General features: G+C 73.6%; 21 protein-coding genes. 13 read left to right on the top strand and 8 right to left on the bottom strand.

Annotation, left to right across the window (positions count from 1 at the left end; translation table 11 throughout):
* Nucleotides 1-120 precede the first annotated feature (120 nt).
* Together CK485_RS24345 and CK485_RS24340 are read right to left on the bottom strand one after the other, a co-directional pair.
* Nucleotides 121-2,700, bottom strand: coding sequence for an excinuclease ABC subunit UvrA (locus tag CK485_RS24345; protein WP_158288239.1), 2,580 nt, complete (start codon nt 2,698-2,700; stop codon nt 121-123).
* Nucleotides 2,701-2,795: 95 nt separating this feature from the next.
* Nucleotides 2,796-3,707 carry a glutaminase gene (locus CK485_RS24340; RefSeq protein WP_109453973.1) on the bottom strand — a complete coding sequence of 304 codons (912 nt, stop codon included), beginning with the start codon at nt 3,705-3,707 and terminating at the stop codon, nt 2,796-2,798.
* A 99-nt stretch (nt 3,708-3,806) separates the two neighbouring features.
* On the opposite strand from CK485_RS24340, the gene CK485_RS24335 reads away from it, so the two are divergent.
* On the top strand, nt 3,807-4,391 hold the full coding sequence (locus tag CK485_RS24335; RefSeq protein ID WP_109453972.1) for a TetR/AcrR family transcriptional regulator: 585 nt from the start codon (nt 3,807-3,809) through the stop codon (nt 4,389-4,391).
* A gap of 99 nt (nt 4,392-4,490) precedes the next feature.
* Here the strand turns inward: CK485_RS24335 and CK485_RS24330 are convergent, their stop codons facing one another.
* The 3 genes from CK485_RS24330 to CK485_RS24320 all read right to left on the bottom strand — a co-directional run bounded on the left by CK485_RS24330 (nt 4,491) and on the right by CK485_RS24320 (nt 8,560).
* Nucleotides 4,491-7,112, bottom strand: coding sequence for an MFS transporter (locus CK485_RS24330; protein WP_109453971.1), 2,622 nt, complete (start codon nt 7,110-7,112; stop codon nt 4,491-4,493).
* Entirely contained in the window at nt 7,109-7,687 is a 579-nt protein-coding gene (locus tag CK485_RS24325) for a MarR family transcriptional regulator (protein WP_109453970.1), read from the bottom strand. Before CK485_RS24325 ends, CK485_RS24330 begins: the two co-directional genes overlap by 4 nt.
* A 384-nt stretch (nt 7,688-8,071) precedes the next feature.
* Entirely contained in the window at nt 8,072-8,560 is a 489-nt protein-coding gene (locus CK485_RS24320) for a GNAT family N-acetyltransferase (protein WP_109453969.1), read from the bottom strand.
* Nucleotides 8,561-8,794: 234 nt separating this feature from the next.
* Between CK485_RS24320 and CK485_RS24315 the strand changes: the two genes are divergently transcribed.
* From CK485_RS24315 to CK485_RS24265, 11 genes are all read left to right on the top strand, one after another.
* Nucleotides 8,795-9,814: a heavy metal-binding domain-containing protein gene (locus tag CK485_RS24315; protein WP_109453968.1), complete on the top strand. Its 1,020-nt coding sequence runs from the start codon at nt 8,795-8,797 to the stop codon at nt 9,812-9,814.
* Nucleotides 9,815-9,866: 52 nt separating this feature from the next.
* Nucleotides 9,867-10,700 (top strand): heavy metal-binding domain-containing protein, encoded by an 834-nt coding sequence (locus CK485_RS24310; RefSeq protein ID WP_109453967.1) that lies wholly within the window; start codon nt 9,867-9,869, stop codon nt 10,698-10,700.
* Nucleotides 10,701-10,806: 106 nt separating this feature from the next.
* On the top strand, nt 10,807-11,247 hold the full coding sequence (locus CK485_RS24305) for a hypothetical protein (protein WP_109453966.1): 441 nt from the start codon (nt 10,807-10,809) through the stop codon (nt 11,245-11,247).
* Nucleotides 11,248-11,491: 244 nt separating this feature from the next.
* Entirely contained in the window at nt 11,492-13,168 is a 1,677-nt protein-coding gene (locus tag CK485_RS24300; protein ID WP_241968563.1) for a phosphatidylglycerol lysyltransferase domain-containing protein, read from the top strand.
* A gap of 402 nt (nt 13,169-13,570) precedes the next feature.
* Nucleotides 13,571-14,005, top strand: coding sequence for a subtilase-type protease inhibitor (locus CK485_RS24295; RefSeq protein WP_109453964.1), 435 nt, complete (start codon nt 13,571-13,573; stop codon nt 14,003-14,005).
* Between the two features lie 229 nt (nt 14,006-14,234).
* Nucleotides 14,235-15,488: a precorrin-6y C5,15-methyltransferase (decarboxylating) subunit CbiE gene (gene cbiE / locus CK485_RS24290; RefSeq protein ID WP_109453963.1), complete on the top strand. Its 1,254-nt coding sequence runs from the start codon at nt 14,235-14,237 to the stop codon at nt 15,486-15,488.
* A 208-nt stretch (nt 15,489-15,696) separates the two neighbouring features.
* Nucleotides 15,697-16,809 (top strand): cation diffusion facilitator family transporter, encoded by a 1,113-nt coding sequence (locus CK485_RS24285; protein ID WP_109453962.1) that lies wholly within the window; start codon nt 15,697-15,699, stop codon nt 16,807-16,809.
* 254 nt (nt 16,810-17,063) lie between these two features.
* Nucleotides 17,064-17,576, top strand: coding sequence for a helix-turn-helix transcriptional regulator (locus CK485_RS24280; protein WP_109454399.1), 513 nt, complete (start codon nt 17,064-17,066; stop codon nt 17,574-17,576).
* Nucleotides 17,573-18,244 carry a hypothetical protein gene (locus tag CK485_RS24275; RefSeq protein ID WP_109453961.1) on the top strand — a complete coding sequence of 224 codons (672 nt, stop codon included), beginning with the start codon at nt 17,573-17,575 and terminating at the stop codon, nt 18,242-18,244. Before CK485_RS24280 ends, CK485_RS24275 begins: the two co-directional genes overlap by 4 nt.
* Complete coding sequence (locus tag CK485_RS24270) at nt 18,237-19,448, top strand: MAB_1171c family putative transporter (RefSeq protein ID WP_109454398.1); 1,212 nt, start codon at nt 18,237-18,239, stop codon at nt 19,446-19,448. The genes CK485_RS24275 and CK485_RS24270 overlap by 8 nt, the downstream gene beginning before the upstream one ends.
* A gap of 343 nt (nt 19,449-19,791) precedes the next feature.
* Nucleotides 19,792-21,027, top strand: coding sequence for a cytochrome P450 (locus CK485_RS24265; RefSeq protein WP_109453960.1), 1,236 nt, complete (start codon nt 19,792-19,794; stop codon nt 21,025-21,027).
* A 132-nt stretch (nt 21,028-21,159) separates the two neighbouring features.
* Here CK485_RS24265 and CK485_RS29160 read toward each other — a convergent pair whose 3' ends face one another.
* The 3 genes from CK485_RS29160 to CK485_RS24250 form a co-directional block, all read right to left on the bottom strand.
* Nucleotides 21,160-23,049 carry a DUF6114 domain-containing protein gene (locus CK485_RS29160; RefSeq protein WP_199239492.1) on the bottom strand — a complete coding sequence of 630 codons (1,890 nt, stop codon included), beginning with the start codon at nt 23,047-23,049 and terminating at the stop codon, nt 21,160-21,162.
* Nucleotides 23,040-23,717, bottom strand: a complete 678-nt coding sequence (locus CK485_RS24255) for a DUF6230 family protein (protein ID WP_241968562.1) — start codon at nt 23,715-23,717, stop codon at nt 23,040-23,042. The genes CK485_RS29160 and CK485_RS24255 overlap by 10 nt, the downstream gene beginning before the upstream one ends.
* Before the next feature lie 109 nt (nt 23,718-23,826).
* On the bottom strand, nt 23,827-24,444 hold the full coding sequence (locus CK485_RS24250; protein ID WP_146214578.1) for a DUF6230 family protein: 618 nt from the start codon (nt 24,442-24,444) through the stop codon (nt 23,827-23,829).
* 128 nt (nt 24,445-24,572) lie between these two features.
* Here CK485_RS24250 and CK485_RS24245 point away from each other — a divergent pair, with 128 nt between their 5' ends.
* Nucleotides 24,573-25,751: a CoA transferase gene (locus CK485_RS24245; protein WP_275124669.1), complete on the top strand. Its 1,179-nt coding sequence runs from the start codon at nt 24,573-24,575 to the stop codon at nt 25,749-25,751.
* The last annotated feature ends 6 nt before the right edge of the window (nt 25,752-25,757 follow it).

The following is a 25,757-nucleotide window of genomic DNA, read 5'->3' as shown; positions in this document are numbered from 1 at the left end:
GGCGGGCCGGTCGCGCTCATTCGCCCGGATGGCCCCGGGGCCCGCCCCGCCCGGCCCCGCGAACCCGTGCCTCCTCCGCGCCCGTGATCCCGCGGAACCGTGGCCCCGCGACCCGCGACCTCATGCCGTCGTGCCGCCGCGCAGGCGCTCCGTCAGGTACGGCGCCGTGCGGCTGTGCGGGCAGTCCGCGACCTCGCGCGGCGTCCCCTGCGCCACCACGCGCCCGCCCTCGTCGCCGCCGCCGGGGCCGAGGTCGACGACCCAGTCGGCGTCCGCGACCACCGCCATGTCGTGTTCGACGACGATCACCGAGTCGCCCGCCTCGACCAGGCCGTGCAACTGCCGCATCAGCACTTCGGTGTCCGCCGGGTGCAGGCCGGTCGTCGGCTCGTCCAGCAGGTAGACGGTGTGGCCGCGCCGGGTGCGCTGGAGTTCGGTGGCCAGCTTGATGCGCTGCGCCTCACCGCCCGACAGCTCGGTCGCGGGCTGCCCGAGCCGCAGGTAGCCGAGGCCGACGTCGCGCAGCGTGCGCAGGCCGCGCGAGGCGGCGGGCACGTCCGCCAGGAAGTCCGCCGCCGTGTCCACCGTCATCCCCAGCACGTCGGCGATGGTGGCGCCGCGATGGGTGACGGCCAGCGTGTCGGGGTTGTAGCGGGCTCCGCCGCAGGTCGGGCAGGGCGCGTACGTCCCGGGCAGGAAGAGCAGTTCGACCGCGATGAAGCCCTCGCCCTGGCAGGTCTCGCAGCGTCCGGCGGGCACGTTGAACGAGAAGCGGCTCGCGGTGTAGCCACGCGCCTTGGCCTCCTCGGTGGACGCGTAGAGCTTGCGCACGGCGTCGAACAGCCCGGTGTACGTGGCAAGGTTGGACCTCGGGGTGCGGCCGATGGGCTTCTGGTCGACCCGGACCAGCCGTCCCACCGCGTCGAGCCCTTCGGCCGTCCCGACGTGACGGTACGTCAACTCTGCCTCATCACCGTCCTCTTCGCCGGCGGACGCCGGGGCGCCGCGATCGCCGAGGTGTTCCGCGATCACGTCCGCGAGCACCCGGCTGACGAGGGTGGACTTGCCGGATCCCGAGACGCCGGTGACAGCGGTGAAGACGCCGAGGGGGAAGCGGGCGTCGAGGTCGCGCAGGTTGTGCAGGGTGATGCCGCCGAGGGCCAGCCAGCCGGTCGGCCGCCGCGCCTCACGACGCCCGCCCGGCTCTCCCGCGTCCGCGTCCCCGCCCCCGTCTCCGTCTCCGTCTCCGAACAGGAACCGCCGCGTTCGCGACTCCCGTACGTGGGCCAGTTCGGCGACCGACCCGCTGTGCAGCACGCGGCCGCCCTGCTCCCCCGCGCCGGGGCCGACGTCGACGATCCAGTCCGCGCGGCGCATCACGTCGAGGTCGTGCTCCACGACCAGCAGCGAGTTGCCCGCCCGGATGAGGCGTTCCAGCACGCCGAGCAGGGACGCGGTGTCCGCCGGATGCAGTCCCGCCGACGGCTCGTCCAGCACGTAGACGACGCCGAACAGGCCCGACCGCAACTGCGTTGCCAGGCGCAGCCGTTGGAGTTCCCCCGCGGACAGGGTGGGGGTCGGCCGGTCCATGCTGAGGTAGCCGAGGCCGAGTTCGGCGAGCACCTCGATGCGGGCGAGCAGGTCGCGCGTGATGGTCTCGGCGACCCCGTCGCCCGGCCCTTCGGCGGCCGGTCGCAGCAGGCCGGCGAGCCGGTCGAGCGGCAGGGCGGTCAGGTCCGCGATGTCGTGCCCGGCGAAGGTGACCGCCAGTGCCTCGGGGCCCAGTCGGCGTCCGCCGCAGGCCGGGCAGGGCCCGCTGGTCATGAAGCGGGCGGCCCGCTCCCGCAGCGCGGCGCTCTTGGAGTCGGCGAAGGTCTTCAGCACGTAGCGTTTCGCGCTGGTGTAAGTGCCCTGGTAGGGGCGGGTGATGCGGTGGGCCTCGCGCACCGGGTGGACGGTGACCACGGGCTGCTCGTCGGTGAACAGGATCCACTCGCGGTCGCGGCGCGGCAGTTCGCGCCAGGGACGGTCGACGTCGTAGCCGAGGGCGTCGAGGATGTCGCGCAGGTTCTTGCCCTGCCACGCGCCCGGCCAGGAGGCGATGGCGCCTTGCCGGATCGTCAGGTCGGGGTCGGGGACGAGGGATGCCTCGGTGACGTCGTGCACGACCCCCAGACCGTGGCACTCGGGGCAGGCGCCGACCGCGGTGTTGGGCGAGAAGGAGTCGGAGTCCAGGCGGGTGGCGCCCGGCGGGTAGGTCCCGGCGCGGGAGAAGAGCATGCGCAGCGAGTTGGACAGCGTGGTGACGGTGCCGACCGAGGAGCGCGAGGTGGGCGCGGAGCGCCGCTGCTCCAGGGCCACGGCCGGGGGCAGTCCGGTGATCTCCTCGACCTTGGGTGCGCCGACCTGGTGGATCAGCCGCCGGGCGTACGGCGCGACGGACTCGAAGTAGCGCCGCTGCGCCTCCGCGTAGATGGTGCCGAACGCCAGGGACGACTTGCCGGAGCCGGAGACGCCGGTGACGACGACCAGCGCGTCGCGCGGCACGTCGATGTCGACGCCGCGCAGGTTGTTCTCCCGCGCGCCCCGGACCCGCAGGAACGGATCGTGCGCCCCGGAACCACGGCCGCCGTCCGCCCGTGCCGTCTCCACGCCGCGTCCCGTCTGCGCGCCGCCGCGCCCCTGTGCACCGTTGGTCATCTGCTGGTCGTCTCCGCTCGGCACCGGTGGCTTTTCGGCGTGATTGTACGGGTATGCCCTGGATTCATGGCCGGGTATGTGCCCGGCCGCCGCGCTCAGAACACCGACAGCCCGGTCGCCGTGGTGAAGGCGTCGAGCGCGGCGACGGCGGCCACCGAGTTGCCGGCCGCGTCCAGCTCCGGTCCCCAGGCGCACAGCGAGGCGCGCCCCGGCAGCACGGCGAGCACCCCGCCGCCCACGCCGCTCTTGCCCGGCAGCCCCACCCGGAACGCGAACTCGCCCGCCGCGTCGTAGGTACCGCAGGTCAGCAGCACCGCGTTGATCCGCTTGGCCTCGCTGCGGCTCAGCAGCCGGATGCCGTCGGCCCGGGTGCCGTGCCGGGCCAGGAAGCCGCCCGCCAGCGCCAGGTCCCGGCAGCTCGCCGCGATCGCGCAGTGGCCGTAGTAGTGCTCCAGGACGGTGTCGACGTCGTTGTCCAGGTTGCCGTGGCTGGCGATGAAGTGCGCGAGGGCGGCGTTGCGGTGGCCGTGCTCGGCCTCGGAGGCGGCCACCGCGGGGTCGGTGTCGAGGCCCGGATTGCCGGACTCGGCGCGCAGGAACTCCCGTACCGACTCGGCCGCGTCACCGGTGAGGGTGAGAAGGCGGTCGGTGACGACGAGGGCACCCGCGTTGATGAACGGGTTGCGCGGGATGCCGCGTTCGCTCTCCAGCTGGACCAGCGAGTTGAAGGGGTTGCCGGACGGCTCGCGGCCGACCCGGTGCCAGATGCCGTCACCGCCGTGCGCGAGGACCAGGGCGAGCGAGAAGAGCTTGGAGACGCTCTGCACGGAGAATGGTTTCTCCCAGTCCCCCACGCCGAAGACCTCGCCCTCGACGGTCGCCAGCGCCATGCCGAAGCCGTCCGGATCGACCCCGGCGAGCGCCGGGATGTAGTCGGCGACCTTGCCCCGGCCCACCGTGGCGCGGGCGGCGTCCATGGCGTCGTGCAACAGCTGCTGGTAGTCCATGGGCGCTATTGTCCACAGGCCCTAAGCTGCCTTGGGACGGCACCTCCTGCCTGGTGGGAGCCGGTGCCGTGTGCGTCGCGTACTGAATGGAGCCGCATCATGACCGCCCCGGTCCGTCGTTCCCGGCTCACCCCCGAGCGCGAGGGCGAGCTGTACGAGGCCGTCATCGAACTGGTGCGGGAGGTGGGCTACGAGGCGATGACCATGGACGCGGTGGCCGCGCGCAGCCGGTCCAGCAAGGCGACGCTCTACCGGCAGTGGAAGGGCAAGCCGCAACTGGTCGCGGCGGCGATGCGGCACACCAAGCCGGTGCGGACCTCGTCGGTGGACACCGGGAGCCTGCGGGGCGACCTGCACGAGCTGGCCCGGCAGATCGGCGACGCGGCGGGCCGGGACACGGCGTTCATGAACGCGGTGGGCCACGCGGTGCACCAGACCCCCGAGCTGGCGGTGGCGCTGCGCGAGATGCTGATCGAGCCGGAGCGCGCGCTGCTGGACCAGCTGGTGCGGCGGGCGGTGGACCGCGGGGAGATCCGCGCGGACGCGGCGGCGGTGGAGTTCTTCGTCCACATGCTGCTGGGCGCCCTGCCCGCGCGCAAGATCGTGGAGGACCGCTTCGCGGACGCGGACTACCTGACGCGCTACGTGGACGCGGTCATCCTGCCCGCGCTGCTCGGTTCCTGAGCGCGAGGCGGTCCGCGGCGGGCGGAACGCAGGCGGGGCCCGGACCGCTGAACGGTCCGGGCCCCGCGTCCGGTCGAGCCGACCGGTCAGCGCCTCGCGTCAGTTGACCGGCTCGTGGCCGAGGTCGACGTCGAAGTCGTCCCGGCCCGCGCCGTCGACCCGCACCGGCGTGGCGACCGGCGCGTATCCGCTGGCGATCACGGTGTACTCGCCGCCGTCGAGGTCGGTGAACCCGTAGGCGCCGTCCGTACCGGTGGTGGCGGTGCCGATGACGTGGCCCGCGGGGTCGAGCAGGGTGACCCGTGCGTCGTCCAGCGGCCGGCCCTCGGCGGTGCGCACGGTGCCGGTGATGCTGGCGCCGGGCGCGAGCCGGACCTCGTAGCGGTTGGCGCCGCCGGGAGCCACCTCGACCTGGAGCGCGGTCGGGCGGTGGCCCTCGGCGCTCACCGCCAGGGTGTAGCCGCCGGGGACCAGCTCGCCGAAGGCGAAGCCGCCGTCGGAGTCCGCCGCGCCGGAGGCCACGACCTCGCCGCGGAAGTCGGTGGCGACCACCAGGGCGCCGGCCAGCACCTCGCCGTCGGCGTCGCGCACCGCACCGCTCAGCCCGGCCGCGCCGGACAGGGTGAGGTCGAAGTCGACCGGCGCGTCGCCGACCACCACGGTGGCGGCCTGCGGCGAGCGGGCACCGGCGGAGCCGATCAGCACGTACGTGCCGCCGCCCGGGGTGCCGACCTGGTAGCGGCCGTCCGCACCCGTGACGGTGCGGTCCAGCTGCCGACCGCTGACGTCGATCAGGGTGACCACGGCCTGCGCCACCGGGCTGCCGTCGCCGTCGCGCACCAGGCCCTGGACGGGCGCGCCCGCGGCCGGGGACTTCTCCAGCACGGCGGTCTGCGCCGGGGCGGAGGCGCCCAGGGCGGCTGTCACCGGGCCGGCGCCGTCCGGCGCACCCGTGGCACCGGCGACCGCACCGGGCGCGTCAGCGGCAGCCGCCGCGCCGCCCTCACCGTCGCCCGGGACGACCACGCCCGCGACCTCCGCGGCCTCGGCGGCGGCGGCCTGGAGACCGGAGACCTGCCGCAGCGGGACCTCCTTGATGAACCACATCAGCAGGAAGGCCGCGAGCATGATGGCGGCGCCCATCAGGAAGACGACGTGCATCGAGTCGGCGAAGCCCTGCTTGAAGGGCTCGGCCAGCCGCGGGTCCAGCTTCTGGATGAACGAGGAGTCGCTCAGGACGCTGGACGAACCGCCGCCCCCGGTGGGGTTCTTGAGCATGTCGAGCACCGGCTTGTTGGCCGGGTTGGAGACCACCGACGGGTCGTGCAGCGCGCCCTGGAACCAGCTGGTGGGCACGTCGCTCCTGAACGCCGACGAGATCTTGTCGCCGACCGTGCTGAACAGCACGGACAGGAAGACAGCGGTGCCGGCGGTGGCGCCCATCTGGCGGAAGAAGGTCGAGGACGCGGTGGCGACACCCATGTCGCGCGGCGGCACGGCGTTCTGCACGGCGAGCACGAGGGTCTGCATGCACAGACCGAGGCCGGCGCCGAAGACCAGCATGTAGACCATGGTCTGCCACAGCGGCGTGTTCCACTGCACCTCGCGGTAGAACAGCAGCATCGCCACGACCATCAGCGCGGTGCCCATGATCGGGAAGATCTTGTAGCGACCGGTCTTGGAGGTGATCTGGCCGGAGACGATGGAGGCGACCATCATGCCCGCCATCAGCGGCAGCATCTCCAGACCGGACTTGGTCGGGCTGGAGCCCTTGACGATCTGCAGGTACTGCGGGATGAGCAGCATGCCGCCGAACATGCCCATGCCGATGAGGACGGACAGCAGGCTGGTCTTGCTGAAGGTGCCGTTGCGGAACAGCCGCATCGGGATCAGGGCGTCGTCGCCGATCCAGCGCTCCACGAAGATCCAGGCGACGATGCCGACGCCGCCGATCACGTAGCAGGCCAGCGACTTGGCCGAGCCCCAGCCCCAGTCCTGGCCCTGTTCCGCGACGAGCAGCAGCGGGACGACGCCGATGGCGATGGTGATCGCGCCCCACCAGTCGATGCGGTGGTCGCGGCGGGTGTGCGGCAGGTTGAGCACCTTCGCGACCACGAACAGCGCGACGATGCCGATCGGCACGTTGACCAGGAAGACCCAGCGCCAGCCGGTGATGCCCAGCAGGTGCTGCTGGCCGGCCAGGGCGCCGCCGATGAGGGGGCCGGCGACGCTGGAGGTGGCGAAGGTGGCGAGCATGTAGCCCTGGTACCGGGCGCGCTCACGGGGCGGCACGATGTCGCCGATGATCGCCAGCGCGAGCGACATCAGACCACCGGCACCGAGCCCCTGGAAGGCGCGGAACGCGGCCAGCTCGGTCATCGACGTGGAGAACGTGCACATCGCCGAGCCGGCGATGAAGATCGTGATCGCGGTCAGGAAGTACGGCTTGCGTCCGTGCAGGTCGGACAGCTTGCCGTAGAGCGGCGTCGCGATCGTCGAGGTGATGAGGTACGCGGTGGTGGCCCACGCCTGCTGGCTGAGGCCGTGGAGGTCGTCGGCGATGGTCCGGATGGACGTCGAGACGATGGTCTGGTCGAGCGCGGCCAGGAACATGCCGAGCATGAGGCCGCTGAGGATGGTCAGGATCTGCCGGTGCGTAAGGCCGCCCGGCGAGGCTATCGCCTTCGCTCCCGCGGTCGGCGGGGACGCGGAGTCGCTCATCGTTGTGTTTCTCCCTGCTTCGCCGCGGTGCCCGTGTGTCCCCCGGGACAGTGCCGCGCGTGTTGTTGTTCCACCAAGTCGTCGTTGAGGCGCGCCAGCAGCCTGATCAGCTGGTAGCGGTCCTCGGCCGGCCACGGTTCCAGCAGCGCGGCGAGTTCCGCGTCGCGCTGCCGGCGGTACTGCTCGAACGCCTCCCGGCCGGCCTCCGTCGCGGTCAGCAGCGACCCCCTCCGGTCCTCCGGATCCGGGTGGCGCTCGACCAGGCCGCGTTCCACCAGGGACCGCACCTGCCTGCTGACGGTCGACAGATCGAGGAAGGCGTCCGCGGCCAGATCGGTCGCCCTCCGCTCGCCGCCCACGACCAGCCGGGCCAGCAGGACGCGGTCGGCCGCACCCGGCTCGTTCTTCGCCTTGTGCTTCCAGGCCGCGATGAGCCGGGTGAAGCGTACGATCTCCGAGCCCAGCCCGGACGCCGCTTCGGCGGCGGTCGCCACCGGTGGCCCCTGCTCCGCGGTGATCGTGGCCGTACCGGGCGCTCTCGCCTGGTCCCCGCCATGGACCGTCCCCTTGCCCATCGCTCACCGCCTCCGCTACCCCTGTGCCGGTATTGCTTGTATCCAGCAAGTTAGTGTAGCGCGCTTTGGACGGGCTCCGCGCCACGATTTCGCGCCGCGGGCCGAGCCCGGGATCGTCTGACGGCGCGTTCCGGCCGCCGCGCGCCGCCGTCCCGGCTCACGGCGCGCGGGCCGGGGGTGCCCCGGGCGGCTTCCGGCACGAGGAAGCCGCACACCCGCTTCCGGTGCCTCGACAGGCTCTCGGATCACGGCAGTTGACGACCACACGACACGGTGGACGCAGGTCCGACCTGGGGCGGTGGGTGCCAGTCCCCCGCCCCCCGCCGCCGAGCGCGAGCGCGGCGCGGCCGATTACGGGGTGTGAGCCGGCACACCCCCGCTCCGTCACAGCGGGCGCACGTACACCGTGACGGGGGCGCCGAACAGGACGTCCTCGCGGTGCGGGACGAAGCCCAGCCGTTCGGCGACCCGCGAGGAGGCCGTGTTGCCGGGGTGGATCATCGCGGTGAGGTACGGGACGTCGAGCGCGGCGGCGGCCCACTCGACGCAGGCCCGGGCCGCCTCGGTGGCGTACCCGTGGCCCCAGGCGGCGGCCCGCAGCGCCCAGCCCGCCTCCACCTCGTCGAACTGCTCCCAGTAGTTGAGGCCGCAGCGGCCCAGGAACTCGCCGGTGGCCTTCAACTCCACGGCGCACAGCCCGTATCCGCGGGTGCGCCACTGCTCCTCGACGGCGGCAAGCCGCACCAGCGCGCGTTCGTGGGAGTAGGCGCCGGTGTAGCGGCTGACCCGTTCGTCGGCGTGCAGATCGACCAGGGCCGTCGCGTCCTCGACGGTCAGTGGCCGCAGCGTCAGCCGGGGCGTGACGATCCGCATCACCTTCACCTTTCCGACTTTACCGGCGCGACGGGGCGCGCAGACCCCCGGCGCGACCGGTATCGCCCGCCGCCCCCGGGATCTGCGAGACCCCCGGGGCGCGACGGAACGCGCCGCGCGGTCGTCCAGGGCGCGGCACGCGGTGCCGCACCCACGTGCGGGGTGTCGGCGCCAGGTCCTAGACTCGTGCTCCCATGCCCCCGGTGGGGGGTGGTGAAGCGGGAGTTGGTGTCCATGAGCGGGGAATGGACCTCGGCGGGGCTGCCGCCGGTGGCGGCGGCGCGCACCGCGGAAGCGCGGCGCAGCGGCACGTGGTCCTCCGCGCTGTCCACCGGCGAGTTCGCCGCGATCCGGTCCGTCGGCTTCGAGCCGGTGGGCCAGGTGATGGGGTCGGCCGTCTACCACGTCTCCCGCAGCGGCACGTACTGGGGCTACTACGACTGCGGCCACGGCTACGCGGGGCTGATGGGCCGCTTCGACCGGGTGGCGAACGTCGCGCTGTCCGGGCAGGGCGCGGCCTCCCGCGCGCTGGTCAAGGTGCTGATGGACGCCCGCCACAAGGCGCTGGAGCGCATGGTGGCCGAGTGCGCGGCGCTGGGCGGCGACGGGGTGGTGGCGGCGAACCTGACGATGGCGCCGTTCCCCGCGCAGCCCAACTGCCTGGAGTTCCAGGTCATCGGCACGGCGGTACGCGCGCAGGGCCCGGTGCGGCCGCGGCAGCCGTTCACCACGCATCTGGACGGCCAGGGCTTCGCCAAGCTGCTCGCCTCGGGCTGGGTCCCGGTGGAGCTGCTGGTCGGCATCTCGATCGGGGTGCGCCACGACGACTGGGAGGTCTACCAGCAGCGCCGCCTGAGCGCCGGGAACCAGGAGGTCACCGGCTGGAGCGAGCTGGTGAACGCCACCCGCCACGACGCCCGCGCCCACCTGACCCGCCAGGCCCGTGACGCGGGCGCGCAGGGCGTGGTGCTGGGCAGCAGCGACCTGCGGGTGTGGGGCGAGTCGTGCATCCGCGCCAAGAACAACAACTCCGAGCAGGAGGACCACGTCGCCGAGGCGACACTGGTCGGCTCGGCGATCGCCTCGTTCACCGTGACCGGGAGCCCGGCGCGCACGCTGAGCATCATGCCGCTGGACTCCCGCCGCAAGCGGCTGCGCAGGCGGATCGAACGCGAGCTGGGCTCGTACGGCACGGACCCGTACGAGGTCCGCAGGATGATGACGGAGCTGTCCGAGCTGGACGGCACCGAGTGAACCGCACCGTCGACGCGGGGCGCGCCCGCGGCACAACGAGGGGAACCCGATCATGAGCGCCACCGACCCCGCCCCGCAGGGCGTGCCCGCCGACGCGATGCGCCGGCTGGCGGACCTGCGCCCGGGCCAGCCCGGCGGGCTGTTCACCAGTGACCTGTCGGTCAACGAGTTCCTTCTGGTGCGCGAGGCCGGGTTCCGTCCGATCGGCCTGGTGCTGGGCAGCTCGATCTACCACGTCGGCATCCAGCTGGGCCGCTGGGGCAAGAACCAGGAGCTGACCACGCTCAGCCAGGCGATGTACCACGCCCGTGAGCTGGCGATGACCCGCATGGAGGCGGAGGCCGCGCAGCTGGGCGCCGACGGCATCGTGGGCGTGCGGCTGTCGGTCGAGGCGCGGGAGTTCGGCAACGACATCGCCGAGTTCATCGCCCTCGGCACCGCGGTCAAGGCGGACTCCCCCGCGCCGGGCGGCAACGGCAGCTGGCGCAACGCCAAGGGCCAGCCGTTCACCTCGGACCTGAGCGGCCAGGACTTCTGGACGCTGATCCGCGCGGGCTACGCGCCGCTGGGCATGGTGATGGGCACCTGCGTGTACCACATCGCGCACCAGAAGCTCGGCTCGGTCTTCTCCAACATCGGCAAGAACGTGGAGATCGAACCGTTCACCCAGGCCCTGTACGACGCCCGCGAGCTGGCGATGGAGCGGATGCAGAACGAGGCGGAGGAACTGCACGCGGAGGGCATCGTCGGCGTGCAGCTGAACGCGCACAACCACCGCTGGGGCGGTCACACGACGGAGTTCTTCGCGATCGGCACGGCGGTGCGCCCGCTGCGCGACGACCACGTCATCGAGCGCCCGACCATGGTGTTGAGCCTCGACGGCTGATCGCGCGACCCTGTAACAGGTGTACGCGGCGCACGCGAGGTGCCCGGCGTACGCGACGTACCGCGTGGAATCCCCCCGTGACCGCACGACCGCGAGAGGCCCGGCGATGACCGCCAACGACCCGATGCCCTACGAACCCGCCGGCGACCCGGCCTCGGTGGACCTGCTGACCGCGGCGCTGCGCCAGGACGCCGCCGACCTGGAGGTCTACGCCCAGGTGCTCACCGGCAGCCTGGCCGACGCGCTGCCGCCGGACGCGGTGACGATCGAGCGCAAGCGCGGGATGGCCGACCGGCTGGCGGGCCGCGAGGGCAGGGTGGAGCGCCTTCAGGTGGCACTGGGCGAGCAGCGGCTGGTGCTGGACCTGGCCGGCGGCCGCCCCAAGGGGGAGGTCTGCAAGGAGGTGCGCGGGGTGGTGCTCTCCCGGCGGCCGGTGGGCCTGGACGAGTGGGCGCGGGAGCTGGCCGGTGCCATCGCGGCCCGTGCCGCGTCGGACGCGAGGGCCCGGCAGGCGATGGAACGGCTGCTGGGCTTCGGCGGCGCCTGATCCCGCGGTCGTCCTCGACGTGATGTCGCCCACGTGGGCCGTGGTCCACGGCCCACGCGCGGTACCACCCTTTCGTGTCATTGATATCGTCGGGCGCCCTGGCATCATGAGAAGAATCTGAGAGGCGCCGTAGATGAGCAATGCTGTCAATGTCTCGCCACGTGCCGATGCCGGCACCGGGCAGGGCGCCGGGGGGCAGCAACCACGTCGGCCGGGTGACCGCTCGACCGCTCTCACCCGCCGCATGGCCCTGGTGCCCGAGTGGTACCTGCGGGTGGTGGGTCTGCTCAATCTGCTGACCGCCGTCTCCTTCACGCTGCGCGAGCAGGTGCACGCGCACAACACCGGCGACCTCTACACGCCCTTCATGCTCTTCGCCGGGTTCACCTCGGCCGCCGCCGCGCTGTTCATGGCGATGATGCTGGGGCGCCGCAAGCGGGTCGCGTGGATCGTGGTCACGCTGCTGTGCGGGCTGTACGCGGTGCTGTCGGTGTGGGCGCTGACCTTCGACGACCTGCGCCGCCATCCGTTCAACTGGGTCTCCACGGGCGTGACCTGCCTGGTGCTGGTCTGCACCCTGATCGGGCGCAGGGAGTTCTACGCCAAGGGCGACCGCACCAACCCGCAGCTGGCGCTGGCGGTGCTCGGCGTCGGTGCGCTGATCTCGGTGGGCGCGGGGGCGACCCTGGTGACGGCCGCCGGGCCGGACCACGCCAGCATCGGCGACCGCGTGTGGTACGTGGCGCTGCGGCTGACCGCGCTCACCAACGACCAGGACTTCCAGGCGCTGCGCGTCAACCACTGGGTGGGCGCGGGCATCAACCTCACCGGCCTGGTGCTCTTCCTCGCCGTGCTGTACGCGCTCTTCCGCTCGCCGCGCGGGCGGGAGCGGCTCGGCCGGGACGACGAGGACAAACTGCGGGCGCTGCTGGCCCGGCATGGCGCCCGGGACTCGCTGGGCTACTTCGCGCTGCGCCGGGACAAGTCGGTGATCTTCTCTCCGACCGGCAAGGCGGCGGTCACCTACCGGGTGGTCGGCGGTGTGACGCTGGCCTCCGGCGACCCGATCGGGGACGTCGAGGCGTGGCCGGGCGCGATCGACGCCTGGCTGGCCGAGGCGCGCGAGCACGCGTGGATCCCGGCCGTGATGGGCGCCAGCGAGGAGGGCGGCACGGTCTACGCGCGGCACGGCCTCGACGCCCTGGAGCTGGGCGACGAGGCGATCGTGGAGACCGGTGAGTTCACCTTGGACGGCCGGGCGATGCGCGGCGTGCGCCAGGCGTACAACCGCGTCAAGCGCGCCGGTTACACCACGCGCATCCGGCGCCACCACGACATCCCGGCCGACGAGATGGCCCAGCTGCTCGCGGCGGCCGACCGCTGGCGCGACGGCCAGACCGAGCGCGGGTTCTCGATGGCGCTGGGGCGGCTGGGCGACCCGGCCGACGGGGACTGCGTGATGATCGAGTGCCACGACGGCGAGGGCGAGTTGCGTGCCCTGCTGAGCTTCGTGCCGTGGGGCCCGAAGGGCCTGTCGCTGGACCTGATGCGCCGCGACCGTGCCTCGGAGAACGGTCTGGTCGAGTTCATGGTGCTGGAGCTGATCCAGCAGGCGGACTCGGTGGGCGTGCAGCGGATCTCGCTGAACTTCGCGATGTTCCGTTCGGTCTTCGAGGAGGGCGCGCGGCTGGGCGCGGGTCCGGTGCTGCGGCTGTGGCGGTCCGCGCTGATGTTCTTCTCGCGCTGGTGGCAGCTGGAGTCGCTGTACCGGGCCAACGCCAAGTACCGCCCGATCTGGGAGCCGCGCTTCCTGCTGTTCGAGAAGAGCTCGCAGTTGCCGCGCATCGGCCTGGCGAGCGCCCGCGCCGAGGGCTTCATCGTGGCCCCGGCCCCGTTGGCCCGGCTGCGCCGCGACACGTGAAAGCCCTTGCGTCGCAGTCCCGTTGACGTTCGGGGGCCGCCGTCGCAGTGACGCCACGGACGCCGTGCGGTCCACGACCCCCGTCGCCCCGATCATGGGCGGCGGGGGTTTTCCGTGCCGCAAAACGGTGGTTTCCGGTCGAGTCGCCACGACTTGAGAGCGTCGCTCACACTCCGCGCGCACGAGCCGGCAAGGCGTCAATCGCCTTCCGCGGCCCGTCTTCCGGCAACGACCGGCCCAGCCCACGGCCGTCGAACCCTGCCCGTGAGGAACGGTCGCCACAATGCGCCACGGAGGCGTCGCCGAGCGCGACCGGAAGTGTGCGATCGATGTGCGTCCCGTGAACGGTTCGGCAAGACTCCCGTCCGTTATCCGCACAACCCCGACCAAGGAGTATCCGGAATGCGGAACATCAAGGGAACGCTGGGCTCGCTGGGCGCCGTCGCCGCCATCGCGGCAAGCTGCCTCATGGGCGTGGGCACCACCGCCGCGCACGCCGAAGCGAACCCGGCCGACCCGACCGACCTGGTGCTGACCATCGCCCAGGGTGACAACGCCACCTCCGCGGCCGTGCAGCGCGCCGTGACCCTCACCTGTGACCCCGAGGTAGGCGGCAACCACCCGGACCCGCAGGGAGCCTGTAGCGAACTCGACGGCGTGCACGGCGACTTCACCTCGCTCACCGGCGCCAGCCCGCAGCCGATCTGCATGATGCTGTGGAAGCCCGTGGTGGTGACCGCGGAAGGCGTCTGGCAGGGCCGCGAGGTGTCGTACTCGCACACCTACCCCAACGCCTGCATGATGCAGGGCGCCAGCAAGTACGTGTTCCACTTCTGAGCGACCGGGTCCTTCGCGCACGACCCGATCCGGTCGTGCGCGGGCGGTCCGTCGTCGGACGCCGGGAGCCGCGGGTGACCCCCGTGGCTCCCGGCGTCGTCGCGTTCGGCCGCCTGCCCGTGCCCGCCGACGGCTTCAGTAGAGTGCGAGGGCCCGCGCGGGCCCTTCCGCGGCCCGTGGCCCGCGACCCGTTCCCGGTCCGTCCCCGGACCGTGCCAGAAGACCCGAGGTGCCCCCGTTGAATTCCCTCCCTGCGGCCCCCGTTCCCCGCACGGGCGAACCGCTCACCGTGGTCGGCATCGGCGCCGACGGCTGGGCGGGTCTCACTGAGCGGGCACGCGCGGAGTTGCGGCGGGCCCAGGTGCTGATCGGCGCGGGGCGGCAACTCGGCCTGCTGCCGCCCGAGTGCGCGGGCGAGCGGGTCGCCTGGCCCTCGCCGCTGCGGCCCGCCGTGCCGGGGCTGCTGGCGGAGCACGCCGGGCGCCGGGTGGCGGTGCTGGCGAGCGGTGACCCGATGTTCCACGGGATCGGCCGTACCCTGGCCGAGGTGGCCGGCGCCGAGCGGCTGCGGGTCCTGCCGCATCCGTCGTCGGTCTCCCACGCCTGCGCCCGGCTGGGCTGGCCGGTGGAGCGCACCGAGGTGGTCTCGCTGGTCGGCCGCCCGGCGTCGGGGCTGCACGCGGCGCTGTACGACCGGCGCCGGCTCCTCGTGCTGAGCGCGGACGCGGCCACCCCCGCCGAGGTGGCGCGCCTGCTGCGCGAACGGGGCTTCGGTGCGAGCCGGATGCGGGTGCTGGAGCAGCTCGGCGGTGAGCGCGAACGCGTCCTGGACGGCACCGCGGACGCCTGGCCGCACCCGCCCGGCGACCCCCTGAACGTCATCGCACTGGAGTGCGCGGCCGGCGCCGACGCCCATCCCCTGTCGCTGGTGCCGGGACTGCCGGACGAGGCGTACGAGCACGACGGGCAGCTGACCAAGCGCCACGTGCGGGCGGCCACCCTCGCCGCGCTCGCCCCGGCCCCCGGCGAACTGCTCTGGGATGTCGGGGCGGGCTCCGGCAGCATCGGGATCGAGTGGATGCGGGCCCACGGCTCGTGCCGGGCGATCGCGGTGGAACGCGACCCGGCCAGGGCCGAACGCGTGATCCGCAACGCCGACGCGCTGGGCGTGCCCGGCCTGCGGCTGGTCACCGGCCCGGCACCGCAGGCGCTGGCCGGACTGCCCGTGCCGGACGCGGTGTTCGTCGGCGGCGGGCTGACCGCGCCGGGGCTGCTCGCGGCGTGCTGGGAGGCGTTGCCGCCGGGCGGACGGCTGGTCGCGAACACCGTCACGCTGGAGTCGGAGGCACTGCTGGGGCAGTGGTACGCGCGGCACGGCGGGGACCTGGTCAGGATCGCGGTGGCGCAGGCCGTCCCGGTCGGCGGGTTCACCGGCTGGCGGCAGGCGATGCCGGTCACCCAGTGGGCGGTGCGTAAGCCGTGAGCCAGGACTGCGGGCCGTACATCCGATGATCTCACCGACGCGCCACTCGCGCCGAAACCGCAGGTCAGAGCCACCTTACCGGCGCCGATAACCGTTCCCAGTGCAGTCTTTGGATCTTTCGCCGTTTCGCGGTTCACTGCTGGGGGCCGGACGTGACGAAACGCGTCGCGGCCGGCCAACGGACGACGACGGGGCGAAGGGCTTGGCGATGAGCAGCGGACCGCGGCAGGACCGGAGCCACGACCACGACCACGGTGCCGTTCCGGCCTCCGGGGCGGGCGCCGGGAACGATCACGACCGGCACGGGCACGACGGGCACGGGCATGGCGGTCATGACCACGGCGGGCACGGGCACTCGCACGGTGTCGCCGCCGACGCCGACCGCCGCTGGCTGACCATGGCGCTGGCACTGATCGCGGCGTTCATGGCCGTCGAGGTGGTCGTCGGCGTGATCGCCCACTCGCTGGCCCTGATCTCGGACGCGGCCCACATGCTGACCGACGCGGCCTCCATCGTGCTGGCGCTGATCGCGATGCGGCTGGCGGCGCGTCCGGCCCGGGGCACCTTCACCTACGGACTCAAGCGGGCCGAGATCCTCTCCGCCCAGGCCAACGGCATCACATTGCTGCTGCTGTCGGTGTGGCTGGCGTACGAGGCGGTGCGCAGGCTGATCGCGCCGCCCGCGGTGACCGGTGGCCTGGTGCTGGCCACCGCGCTGGTCGGGGTGGCCGTCAACGTGCTGGCCGCGTGGTGCATCTCCCGGGCCAACCGCACCTCGCTCAACGTCGAGGGCGCCTACCAGCACATCCTGACCGACCTGTTCGGCTTCATCGCCACCGCGATCGCCGGACTCGTGGTGCTGACCACCGGCTTCTCCCGGGCGGACGCGATCGCCTCGCTGGTCGTGGTGGCGCTGATGCTGCGGGCGGGCACCGGTCTGGTGCGCGAGTCGGGCCGGATCTTCCTGGAGGCGGCGCCCGCCGGGGTCGATCCCGACGCGCTCGGTGACCTGCTGGTCTCCCGGCCCGAGGTGGTGGAGGTGCACGATCTGCACGTCTGGCAGATCACTTCCGGCCAGCCGGCCCTTTCCGCGCACGTCCTGGTCGAGCCGGCCGGCGACTGCCACACGGTGCAGCGGGAGATGGTGGAGATGCTGCGCGAGGACCACGGCATCACCCACACCACCCTCCAGGTCGACCACGCGCCCGAGCAGTTGCTCGCGGTGGCGCCGAACCCGCAGACCGCGGCTGACGCCGAGCACACCGGGCACTGTGCCGACACCCACGGCCCGGTGCACCGCGAGGGCCCGCACCCGCACTGACGGCCGCACGCCGGCCGTCCCGGCCGGGGGCCGCCCTGACGCGTCCCCGCAGGCCGGGGCCGTATCAACCGCCGGTTAAGTACGGCGAGTGGAGACGTACCGAAACCGGCCTAGTGCGCCGCCGTGCCTCCGTGGCAGGATGCTCACCAGGGTGTGACGCGTCTTAACTGACCGTGAGAACACGCCCGTTGGCGCACGGCGGCGACGGTGCCACCACGCGCGGGACGGCCCGGGACGGCGAGGGGTGGTGCGGCATGGCGGCGACCGAGGACAGAACACCTCGGGGCGCGGACGGCGGCACGCTCGCCACCCGCCTCAACTACCTGTTCACGCACATGCATCCGCCCGGCGCCCCGTACACCAACGCGCACGTGGCGGCCGAGATCAGCCAGGGCGCCGAGGAGTACGGCGGGGTGCGGCTGACCGAGCAGTACCTTTCGATGCTGCGCAACGGACGGCGTGCCAACCCCAGTCCCGACGTGCTGCGGGCGCTGGCGAAGTTCTTCGCCGTGCCGGTCGGTTACCTACTGGGCGACCTGTCGCCGTCGCAGGCGGAGCGGGTCGAGGAGGAGGTCCGCTTCCTCGTGGCCATGCGCGACCAGCGGGTCCGGGCGATCGCGTTGCGCTCGGTGGGGCTGCCGCCGGAGGTGCAGGACAGCCTGGGCACGATCATCGCCCAGTTCCGCGCCCAGATGAACCTTCCGGCCGACCCGCGCGACGGCGGGCCCCCAGCCCCCGGCGACGTCCCCGGCGAGGGCGCCCGATGAGCGCCGGGGCGGCGGACGTCGACGAGCGCGAACAGCTCTTCCACACCTGGCAACGGACGTCGGACGAGGACGGTACGGTCATGCGCGTCGGTGTGATGCGTCGTCGCTGCAAGCGGCTCGTCGACGAGTTGGGAGTCCCGGCCGCGACCGGGCTGCGCGAGCTGTGCGACGTGGTGGCCCGCCGCGTCGGCCGCCCCATCCACCTGGTGCCGATGGGCCTGGACGGTGTGGTCTCCGGCATGACCGCGACCACCGAGGACGCGTTCTGGGTGTTCTACGAACGCGGCACCTCGCCCTGGCACCAGACGCACATCGTGCTGCACGAGATCGGCCACCTGCTGCTCGGCCACGACCAGGAGCCCAGCGTCACCGAGGAGGCGCTGAAGGTCTGGACGCCGTCGGTGGACGTGGCCACCGCGATCAGGCGGATGGGCCTGGCCATGGGCTTCGCCCGGCACAACTGCTACGACAACCTCGCCGAGCGCGAGACCGAGGTGCTGGGCACGCTGCTGATGGAGCGCGTCGTGCCGTCCACCACCGACCGCGGTCTGCCGCTGGACGGCCCGGCAGCGCAACTCGCCGAGTCCCTCGGGCCCGCCCTGCGCCACGTGCAGAGCGAGCGGCAGCGGCGCGAGGAGCCGGGGCCGGGCGGTGAGCCGGGTGTTTGACGTCGTCTACCTGTGCTTCGCCCTGGCCGCCTGGACTATCACCGGCTACAAGTGCCGTGCCTGGCTGCGCGACCGGGGCAACACCGACCTGGGCCTGACCTGCGTGATGACGGCGGCCATCGCGACCGTCTTCCTGTTCTCCGCGCCCAGCATCTACCGCTGGTTCGACCGGCTGACGGGTGTGGCGAACCTCGCCATGGCCTTCCTGTACTCCTCCGTGGTGGTGTTCGCCACCGGGGCGCTGGTGCTGCTGCTGCGCTGGCACGGCCGCCACAGCGAGGCGGCGCGGATCCGCGCGGCCCGGCGGGCCCGGGTCGCGGTCGCGGTGGTCGCCGCCGTGTGGACGGTCGCGATCGTGTGCTTCGCGGTCGGCCGCCCCGACGCGGTCGAGCATCCGCGGGACTTCAGCACCGCGTACGCCCACGCGCCGGGCGTGGTCGCGTTCCTGGTGCTGTACCTGGCGGTCTTCGGCTCCGCCGCGGGCGCGTTGGGCGTGCTGTGCCCGCGGTACGCGGCCCGGCTGGGGCGCACCTGGCTGGCGCGCGGCCTGCGGGTGCTGGCGGTGGGCTGCTGGGGCGGGATGTTCTACTGCCTGTGCAAGGTCGTCGGCTTCTTCTGCTCCTGGGCCGGGGCGGACCAGCGGTGGCTGTCCAACGGGGTGGCCCCGCTGAGCGCTTCGGTGGCCGCGCTGCTGGTCCTGGTCGGTTTCGCGATGCCGGCCGCCGGTCCCCGGGCGTCCGCGTGGCGCAGGCTGCGGCGGCTGCGGCCGTTGTGGCGGGCGGTGGCCGCTCAGGCGCCGGAGGTCACGATGGACGAGCCGGGCTGGTCGCGGTGGTGGCCGCTGGCCGACCTGGAGTGGCGGGCCAACCGGCAGATGGCGGAGATCCGCGACGTGCAGCGGGCGATACGCCGCTACGTGGAGGCCGACGCGCTCGACACCGCGAGGGAACTGGGCGCCGCCGCGGGCCTGGCGGACCGGAGGCTGGACGCCTTCGCCGAGGCCGTCGCGCTGCGCCGGGGCCTGTGCAACCAGGCGGCGGGCCAGGTGCCGAGCCCGCCCGCGGAAACCCTCGTGGTCACGGTGAGCGGTGAACTGGCCGAGGAGCACGAGCATTTGGCGCGCGTCGCCGACGTCTACCGGCTGCCGCTGGTGGACGACGCGCTCGCGGCCCTGCGGGACCGCAGTGCTGCCGCGGGAGGCTGACGGCGCGCGGCCGAGATCCGGGTGGCCCCGGACGGGGGTCAGGGCCACCTGCACCACAGGGGCGGCCCCGGGGAGCACCCGGCCCCGGGGGCCGCGCCCTGTGCGACCGGCGCGACCGCGCGGCACGCGACCGGTGTGCTGCGACCGCGCCGCACGCGGCCGCCGTGCCGCGTGACCACGCCGTGCGCGACCGCCCGGTACGGAACCGTTCGCCGGGTCGCTTCGCGCGGCGACGCCAGGTGACGTCCGTTTCCAGCCAGTTGTGGCGGTGAAGGCATCGGCACCGGCCGTGTGCCGTTCACGCGGCCGGGGGCCGGGCCGGCTGCGTCTAGAGTCGGGAGCCATGCGGAACTCCACCCCGCCCCGGTGTCCGGTCACCACCGTGGACACCGAGGCGCTGATCGCCGATCCCCATTCCGTCTACGCCGGGCTGCGCGAGGCCGGGCCCGTGCACCGGGTCACGGGTCCTGACGGCAGGCCCGCCTGGCTGGTCGTCAGGTACGAGGACGTGCGGCGGGCGCTGGCCGACCCCCGCTTCTCGCTGGACAAGCGGAACGCGCTGCCGGGGAACTACGACGGCCTGCGGCTGCCTGCCGCCCTGGACGCCAACCTGCTCAACATGGACCCGCCGGACCACACCCGGGTGCGCCGCCTGGTGGCGAAGGCGTTCACTCCGGGCCGGGTGGAGCGGCTGCGCGAGCCGGTGACGCGGCTCGCCGGTGAACTGCTGGACGCCGTCGCCCCGGACGGCGGAGCCGACCTGCTGGCCACGTACGCGGGGCCGCTGCCCATCGCGGTGATCTGCGACCTGCTGGGCGTCCCACCGCAGGCGCGGGTGGACTTCAGGGCTTGGACCGACCGCCTGATCACGCCTGATCCGGCACGCCCGGAGGCGACGCGAGAGGCGGTCGGCAGCATGATGCGCTTCTACGCCGAACTCATCGCGAGCAAGCGGGATCGGCCCGGTGACGACCTGCTCTCCGACCTGATCGCGGTGCGCGACGACGAGTCCGAGGGGGGCGGGGACCGCTTGTCGGAGGACGAGTTGACGTCGCTGGCGTTCCTCATCCTCTTCGCGGGCTACGAGAACACCGTGCACCTGATCGCCAACGCGGTGCTCGCCCTGCTGGACGATCCGGAACGACTGCGCGAACTGCGCGAGCACCCGGAGCGGCTGGCCGGTGCGGCGGACGAGTTCGCGCGTTTCGACGGTCCCGGTCCGCTGGCGATCCGCCGCTTCCCGGTGACCGACGTCGAGGTGGGCGGCGTGACCGTCCCCGCGGGCGAGACGGTGCTGCTGGCGGTGGGATCCGCCAACCGCGACCCGGAGCGCTTCCGCGACCCGGACCGCCTCGACTTCGGGCGCGACCGCGGCGGGCACCTGGGCCTCGGGCACGGCGTCCACTACTGCCTGGGGGCGGCGCTGGCCAGGATGGAGACCGAGGTGGCGCTGCGGGAACTGCTGGCCAGGTTCCCGGTGCTGGAACTGTCGGTACCTCGCTCCGAGTTGCGGTGGCGGCCGACGATCCGGGCCCGTGGCCTGATCTCGCTCCCCGTTCGCTGGGAAGGCCGGAACTGAGCGGTTTTTGATGCGTAACCCGTGCCCGATGCGGTAAAAAGATCCTTGAGCCTGCCCGGTGTGCATCCCCCGTCGCACCGGGCAGGTTCTTCGTTCACCCGGTCTGTCCCGGGGAGCCGGGCCCGCGACGCGCTACCCGACGGCGGTCTGGTGCAGGCCCGGGACCGTCAGGTCGTCGGCGCCCAGGTACTGGTCGTACGTCGTGACGTCGGTGAAGAACAGCGGGATCGGCACGGTCAGCCCGGGCGGCAGCGGCGGCGGCATGTCGGGGGTGAACGTGACCGGCAGCAGCCCGAGCAGGTCACCGCTGAGCACCCGGGTCAGCAGCACCACCGGTGCGCCGGTCGCAGTCGTGGTGCCGTCCGGGTCGCCGTCGGTCTCCGACTGCCCCTGGCAGGCCGCCCACGGCCGCGGCGCGTCCGGATCGGTCAGCCCGATGCCGGGAATCCCCATGTCCAGCAGCGGCAGCCGCAGTCCGGGCAGCCCATGGAAGTACGGGAACCCGCCCGGCCCCGGCCCGCACCCCGGCGCGAGCAGTGCGGCGGTCTGTCGCAGGCTCGCGATGTCCACCCGGTAGGCGGTGAACGCCAGCACGCGCTGCGGCCCGGACGCGGTGGGCACCTCGGTGATGCCGTGGTAGGTGAGTCCCGTCAGCGCCAGCAGGGGTGTGCGGACCCGGAACGGCTGGGCGGCGGCGCGCACGTCGCCGTAGCGGGCGGCACCCGGTGACAGCGCGAGCGAGACCGAGTCCAGGCACCACGGGGAGTGCGGATCGGCCTCGCCCGGACGCAGTTGGAGCGGCAGCCCGGCCAGCACGCCGTCCATGCCGTGGTCGGCGGGCAGCCGGGGCAGCACCAGCCGCAGCAACGACGGCGAGACGGAGTTCCCGGTTCCCACGCCGGGCTTCCCGGCGGTCGCCGGGGGCCGCGGGGACGCGGAGGCCGAAGCGCCGGGCGCCGAGCGGGATTTCGGCGCCGGTGTCGCGGGGCTGGGCCCGCCGGGCACGTGCTCCGTGGGGCCGCGCGCGGCGTGGGGAGCCGAACCGCCCTCGTGCTCCGCTGGATTGAGCCCGAGCAGCCCGGTGACGGCGCCGAGCAGGCCGCCGCTGCGGGGCGGCTCCGGCGCGGGCGGACCCGGCGTGCGCCGGCCGGGCAGGGTGGCGTGGACGGAGGCGTGCAGGCCGAGGGGGCCGTCGAGGCCGAGGTGGATGCCTTGCGAGTCCTGGGATCCGGAGGGGTCGCCGGCGTGGGTGGCGGACGTGACGGGGCCGCCGTCACCCGCGATGTGCACGGTGGGGCCGGCGGCGGCCAGGAGGGCGTCGAGCAGCGAGCAGACGGTGAGCCCGCCGCCCGCGTCGTGGGCACCGCCGCCGTCCGGGGGCGCGGCCGGGGCGGCGGCGTGCTGCGCCGGATGCAGCGGGTGCACTCCGCCGGCGAGCAGCGCTCCCCCGGCGGGCAGCACACCGATCGCCTTGAACAGCTTGCCGGTCGGGCCGTGGCCGGGGCCGGAGGTGGGGCCCGGAGCAGGACCCGGACCGCCGCCCCCGGGGCCGGGGTTCGGCCCGGGGCCCGGTCCGCCGCCCGTCCCGTCGTCTCGGTCGTCCCCGTCGTGCGGCCAGTTGAGCCCGGGTTGGCGCACCGGTCGCGGGCGCGGCACAGGTGCGTCCGGGGTCCAGCTGACCGCCATCGCGCCGCCGAGCGCGCCCAGCAGGAATCCGACGAGGAAGCCCCCGAAGTTGGACAGGACGAGGGAGGCGACGGCGAAGACCAGGGTGGCGATGCCCGCGAAGACCCGGTAATGCGGGGCGAGCCAGAGGGTGAGGGCGAGTACGACGAGGAAGACGCCCATGAGCATGCCGGAGACCCCGGCGATGCCCTCGTGGATCATCAACGCCAGTGGCGCCAGCGGGATGGAGAGGATCTCCACCCCGGCCAGCAGCGTCCACACCCCGGCCCAGAACGGCCTGCCGCGCCGCCAGTCGCGGAAGCCGGCCCGCCTCCCGGTGGTGGCGCTCAGAAGCACGAACGGTCGCCCGACGTCACGGACAGGTGCAGCCCGGGCAGCCGGAAGGTGGCGGCGCTCACCGAACGGGTCTGCTGGCGCAGGTGGTCGATGCGGATGGTGGCGGCCTGCTCTCCGAACCCGCCGGGCGATCCCTGAACGCCGGGCACGCCGGAGACCGTCGAGGCGTCCTGGCCGATGTCGATGTGGTGGAAGACCGCGTCGCCGCGCAGGTCGTGAGCGTCCACCACCAGCCGGTCGGCGTGCGCGGGCGGGCCGGCGGTCCCGGAGGTCAGCCGCAGCGTGACCGGGCCGACGAACGGCAGGTCCTGGACGACGGACTGGCACAGGTCGTACAGATCGGCGGAGTTGATGCCGGACAGCGCCTCCGGGTAGGAGCCGGAGCGGCCCTGGTCCACCACGCCGTACTGCACGAAGTCCGTGCCGGCGAGGGTGTCGGCGCTGATCTGGAAGCTGCGGCCGGAAACCGTGAAGGAGTTGGCGGAGACGCCGAAGGACGCGGCGAGCGCTCCCTCCGCGGTGGCGGCGAGCAGGGCCGCGGAGACCGCCAGCACCGGCACCATCACCAGCGCCAGCCGCCCCCACCGGGTCCGGCCCGTCGCCGCGGCGGCCGGGACGGCGGGAGGCGCGGTCCGCGCGGCCGGGGGCAGGGTGTCGTCGGGGTGCACGTCTTCTCAAACGCGGTACCGACCGCCCGGTGTCGGGCCCGGCGGGCGACCACCCGATCGGCGTACGCCCGGCGCGCCCCCGTCCGGGGGTCGTTGCGGCGGCCGACGGCTAGAAACAGGGGGCGGCGTGCGCTCGGACGCTCAGGTGCAGTCCGTTGAGGCGGAAGGTGGCCGCGCTCACCGCCCGGGTGGTCTGACGCAGGTGGTCGATGGTCACCGCGTCAGCCTGCTGGCCGACACTGCCGGCCGCGCCGCCGAAGGTGCCCGCGTCCACGCCCATGGTGACGTCGCGGAAGGTGGCGTCGCCGGACAGGTCGTCGCTGCGGACCACCAGGTTGTCGGCGTGTGCGGGGTGTCCGCCGCCGCCAGCGGTGATGCGTACGGTGACCGCGCCGAAGCCGGGCACCTTGCTGACGACGGACTGGCACAGGTCGTACAGGTCCGCCGACCTGATCCCGGAGACGGCCTCGGGGAAGCCTCCGCGGGCGGTGGAGTCGTCCCCGGTGGACTGGGTGAAGCCGGTGCCCTGGAGGCGGTCGGCGGCGACCTGGAAGGTCTGGCCGGACAGCGCGGGCGAGCGGGCCGATATCGCCAGCGAGACCGGCACCGCTCCCGCGCCCACACCCACCATCAGCACGGCGGCGGCCGGCAGCACCAGCAGCAGGACCAGGGCCAGCCGCTTCCTGCGGGTGTGGCCGTGGTGCGTCACGGGTACGGGGCTGCTCACCCGACCATTGCAACCGCGCCGCCGCACCCCGGCAACCGGAACCGGCCCCACCCGTGAGGCTGGGCGGGACGGTTGACGGGGCGTGGCGCGGCGGCAGAATGGGCGTCCCCGCCGATCCGGAGGTGTCCGTGACGTCCCGTGCCGCGCTGTCCGGAGTGCTGGTGGCCGACTTCAGCCGGGTGCTGGCCGCGCCGTACGCGACCATGCTGCTGGCGGACCTCGGCGCGGACGTCGTCAAGGTCGAGCGTCCCGGGAGCGGCGACGACACCCGCGCCTGGGGGCCGCCGCACGCGCACGGCGAGGCCACCTACTTCCTTTCGGTCAACCGCAACAAGCGCTCCTTCGCCGCCGATCTGGCCGACGAACGCGACCGCGCGCGCTGCGAGGAGCTCGTGCGCCGCGCCGACGTGCTGTTCGAGAACTTCCGGCCGGGCACGATGGACAAGTACGGCCTCGGCTGGGAGCGGGCGCGGGAGCTGAACCCGGGTCTGGTCTACTGCTCGGTCACCGGGTTCGGGGGCGGCGCGGGCGCGGCGCTGCCCGGCTACGACCTGCTGCTCCAGGCGCTCGGCGGGCTGATGAGCGTGACCGGGCCCGCGCCGGGCGAGCCGGTCAAGACCGGCGCCGCGCTGGTCGACGTGCTGACCGGGCTGCACGCGGCGGTCGGGGTGCTGGCGGCGCTGCGGCACCGGGACGCCACCGGGCAGGGCCAGCTGGTGGAGGTGAACCTGCTGTCCACGCTGCTGTCCAGCCTGGTCAACCAGTCCGCCGGGTACACCCTGGCCGGAGCGGTCCCGGGCATCCTGGGCAACCGCCACCCGTCCATCGCGCCGTACGAGGTGTTCGAGGCGGCGGACCGGCCGATCGTGATCGCGGTGGGCAACGACCGCCAGTTCGCCGCGTTGTGCCGGGGTCTCGGCACACCGGAACTGGCCGCCGACCCCCGGTTCGCGACCAATCCCGACCGCGTCGCGCACGTCGAGGAGCTGGCGGCGGTGCTCGGCGCGGCGCTGCGCCGGCGCACGGCGGCGCGGTGGTTCGAGCTGCTGACCCCGCTGGGCGTGCCATGCGGTCCGGTCAACGACCTGGCCGCGGCGGTGGACCTGGCGGAACGGCTGGGGCTGCGGCCGACGGTCGCGGTGCCCGAGGCGGACGGCGCGGCTCGGGGTGCGGGCGGGGCCGGGGACGGCGCGATGGATCTGGTGCGGGACCCCATCGGGCTGTCGGCGACTCCGCCGCGCTACGACCGGCGTCCGCCCCGGCTGGGCGAACACACCGAGGAGATCGCCGCCTGGCTGGACTCCTGAGACGGC

Source organism: Streptomyces sp. ICBB 8177, from assembly GCF_003144095.1.
GTDB lineage: Bacteria > Actinomycetota > Actinomycetes > Streptomycetales > Streptomycetaceae > Streptantibioticus_D.
The sequence above is the reverse complement of the archived record's forward strand: the minus strand, read 5'-3'. Positions and strand labels throughout refer to the sequence as shown.

Coding starts and splice junctions, on each gene's coding strand:
- CK485_RS24345 (WP_158288239.1), bottom strand. CDS start 2,700: ATGACCAACGGTGCACAGGGGCGCGGCGGCGCGCAGACGGGACGCGGC.
- CK485_RS24340 (WP_109453973.1), bottom strand. CDS start 3,707: ATGGACTACCAGCAGCTGTTGCACGACGCCATGGACGCCGCCCGCGCC.
- CK485_RS24335 (WP_109453972.1), top strand. CDS start 3,807: ATGACCGCCCCGGTCCGTCGTTCCCGGCTCACCCCCGAGCGCGAGGGC.
- CK485_RS24330 (WP_109453971.1), bottom strand. CDS start 7,112: ATGAGCGACTCCGCGTCCCCGCCGACCGCGGGAGCGAAGGCGATAGCC.
- CK485_RS24325 (WP_109453970.1), bottom strand. CDS start 7,687: ATGGGCAAGGGGACGGTCCATGGCGGGGACCAGGCGAGAGCGCCCGGT.
- CK485_RS24320 (WP_109453969.1), bottom strand. CDS start 8,560: ATGCGGATCGTCACGCCCCGGCTGACGCTGCGGCCACTGACCGTCGAG.
- CK485_RS24315 (WP_109453968.1), top strand. CDS start 8,795: ATGAGCGGGGAATGGACCTCGGCGGGGCTGCCGCCGGTGGCGGCGGCG.
- CK485_RS24310 (WP_109453967.1), top strand. CDS start 9,867: ATGAGCGCCACCGACCCCGCCCCGCAGGGCGTGCCCGCCGACGCGATG.
- CK485_RS24305 (WP_109453966.1), top strand. CDS start 10,807: ATGACCGCCAACGACCCGATGCCCTACGAACCCGCCGGCGACCCGGCC.
- CK485_RS24300 (WP_241968563.1), top strand. CDS start 11,492: ATGGCCCTGGTGCCCGAGTGGTACCTGCGGGTGGTGGGTCTGCTCAAT.
- CK485_RS24295 (WP_109453964.1), top strand. CDS start 13,571: ATGCGGAACATCAAGGGAACGCTGGGCTCGCTGGGCGCCGTCGCCGCC.
- CK485_RS24285 (WP_109453962.1), top strand. CDS start 15,697: ATGAGCAGCGGACCGCGGCAGGACCGGAGCCACGACCACGACCACGGT.
- CK485_RS24280 (WP_109454399.1), top strand. CDS start 17,064: ATGGCGGCGACCGAGGACAGAACACCTCGGGGCGCGGACGGCGGCACG.
- CK485_RS24275 (WP_109453961.1), top strand. CDS start 17,573: ATGAGCGCCGGGGCGGCGGACGTCGACGAGCGCGAACAGCTCTTCCAC.
- CK485_RS24265 (WP_109453960.1), top strand. CDS start 19,792: ATGCGGAACTCCACCCCGCCCCGGTGTCCGGTCACCACCGTGGACACC.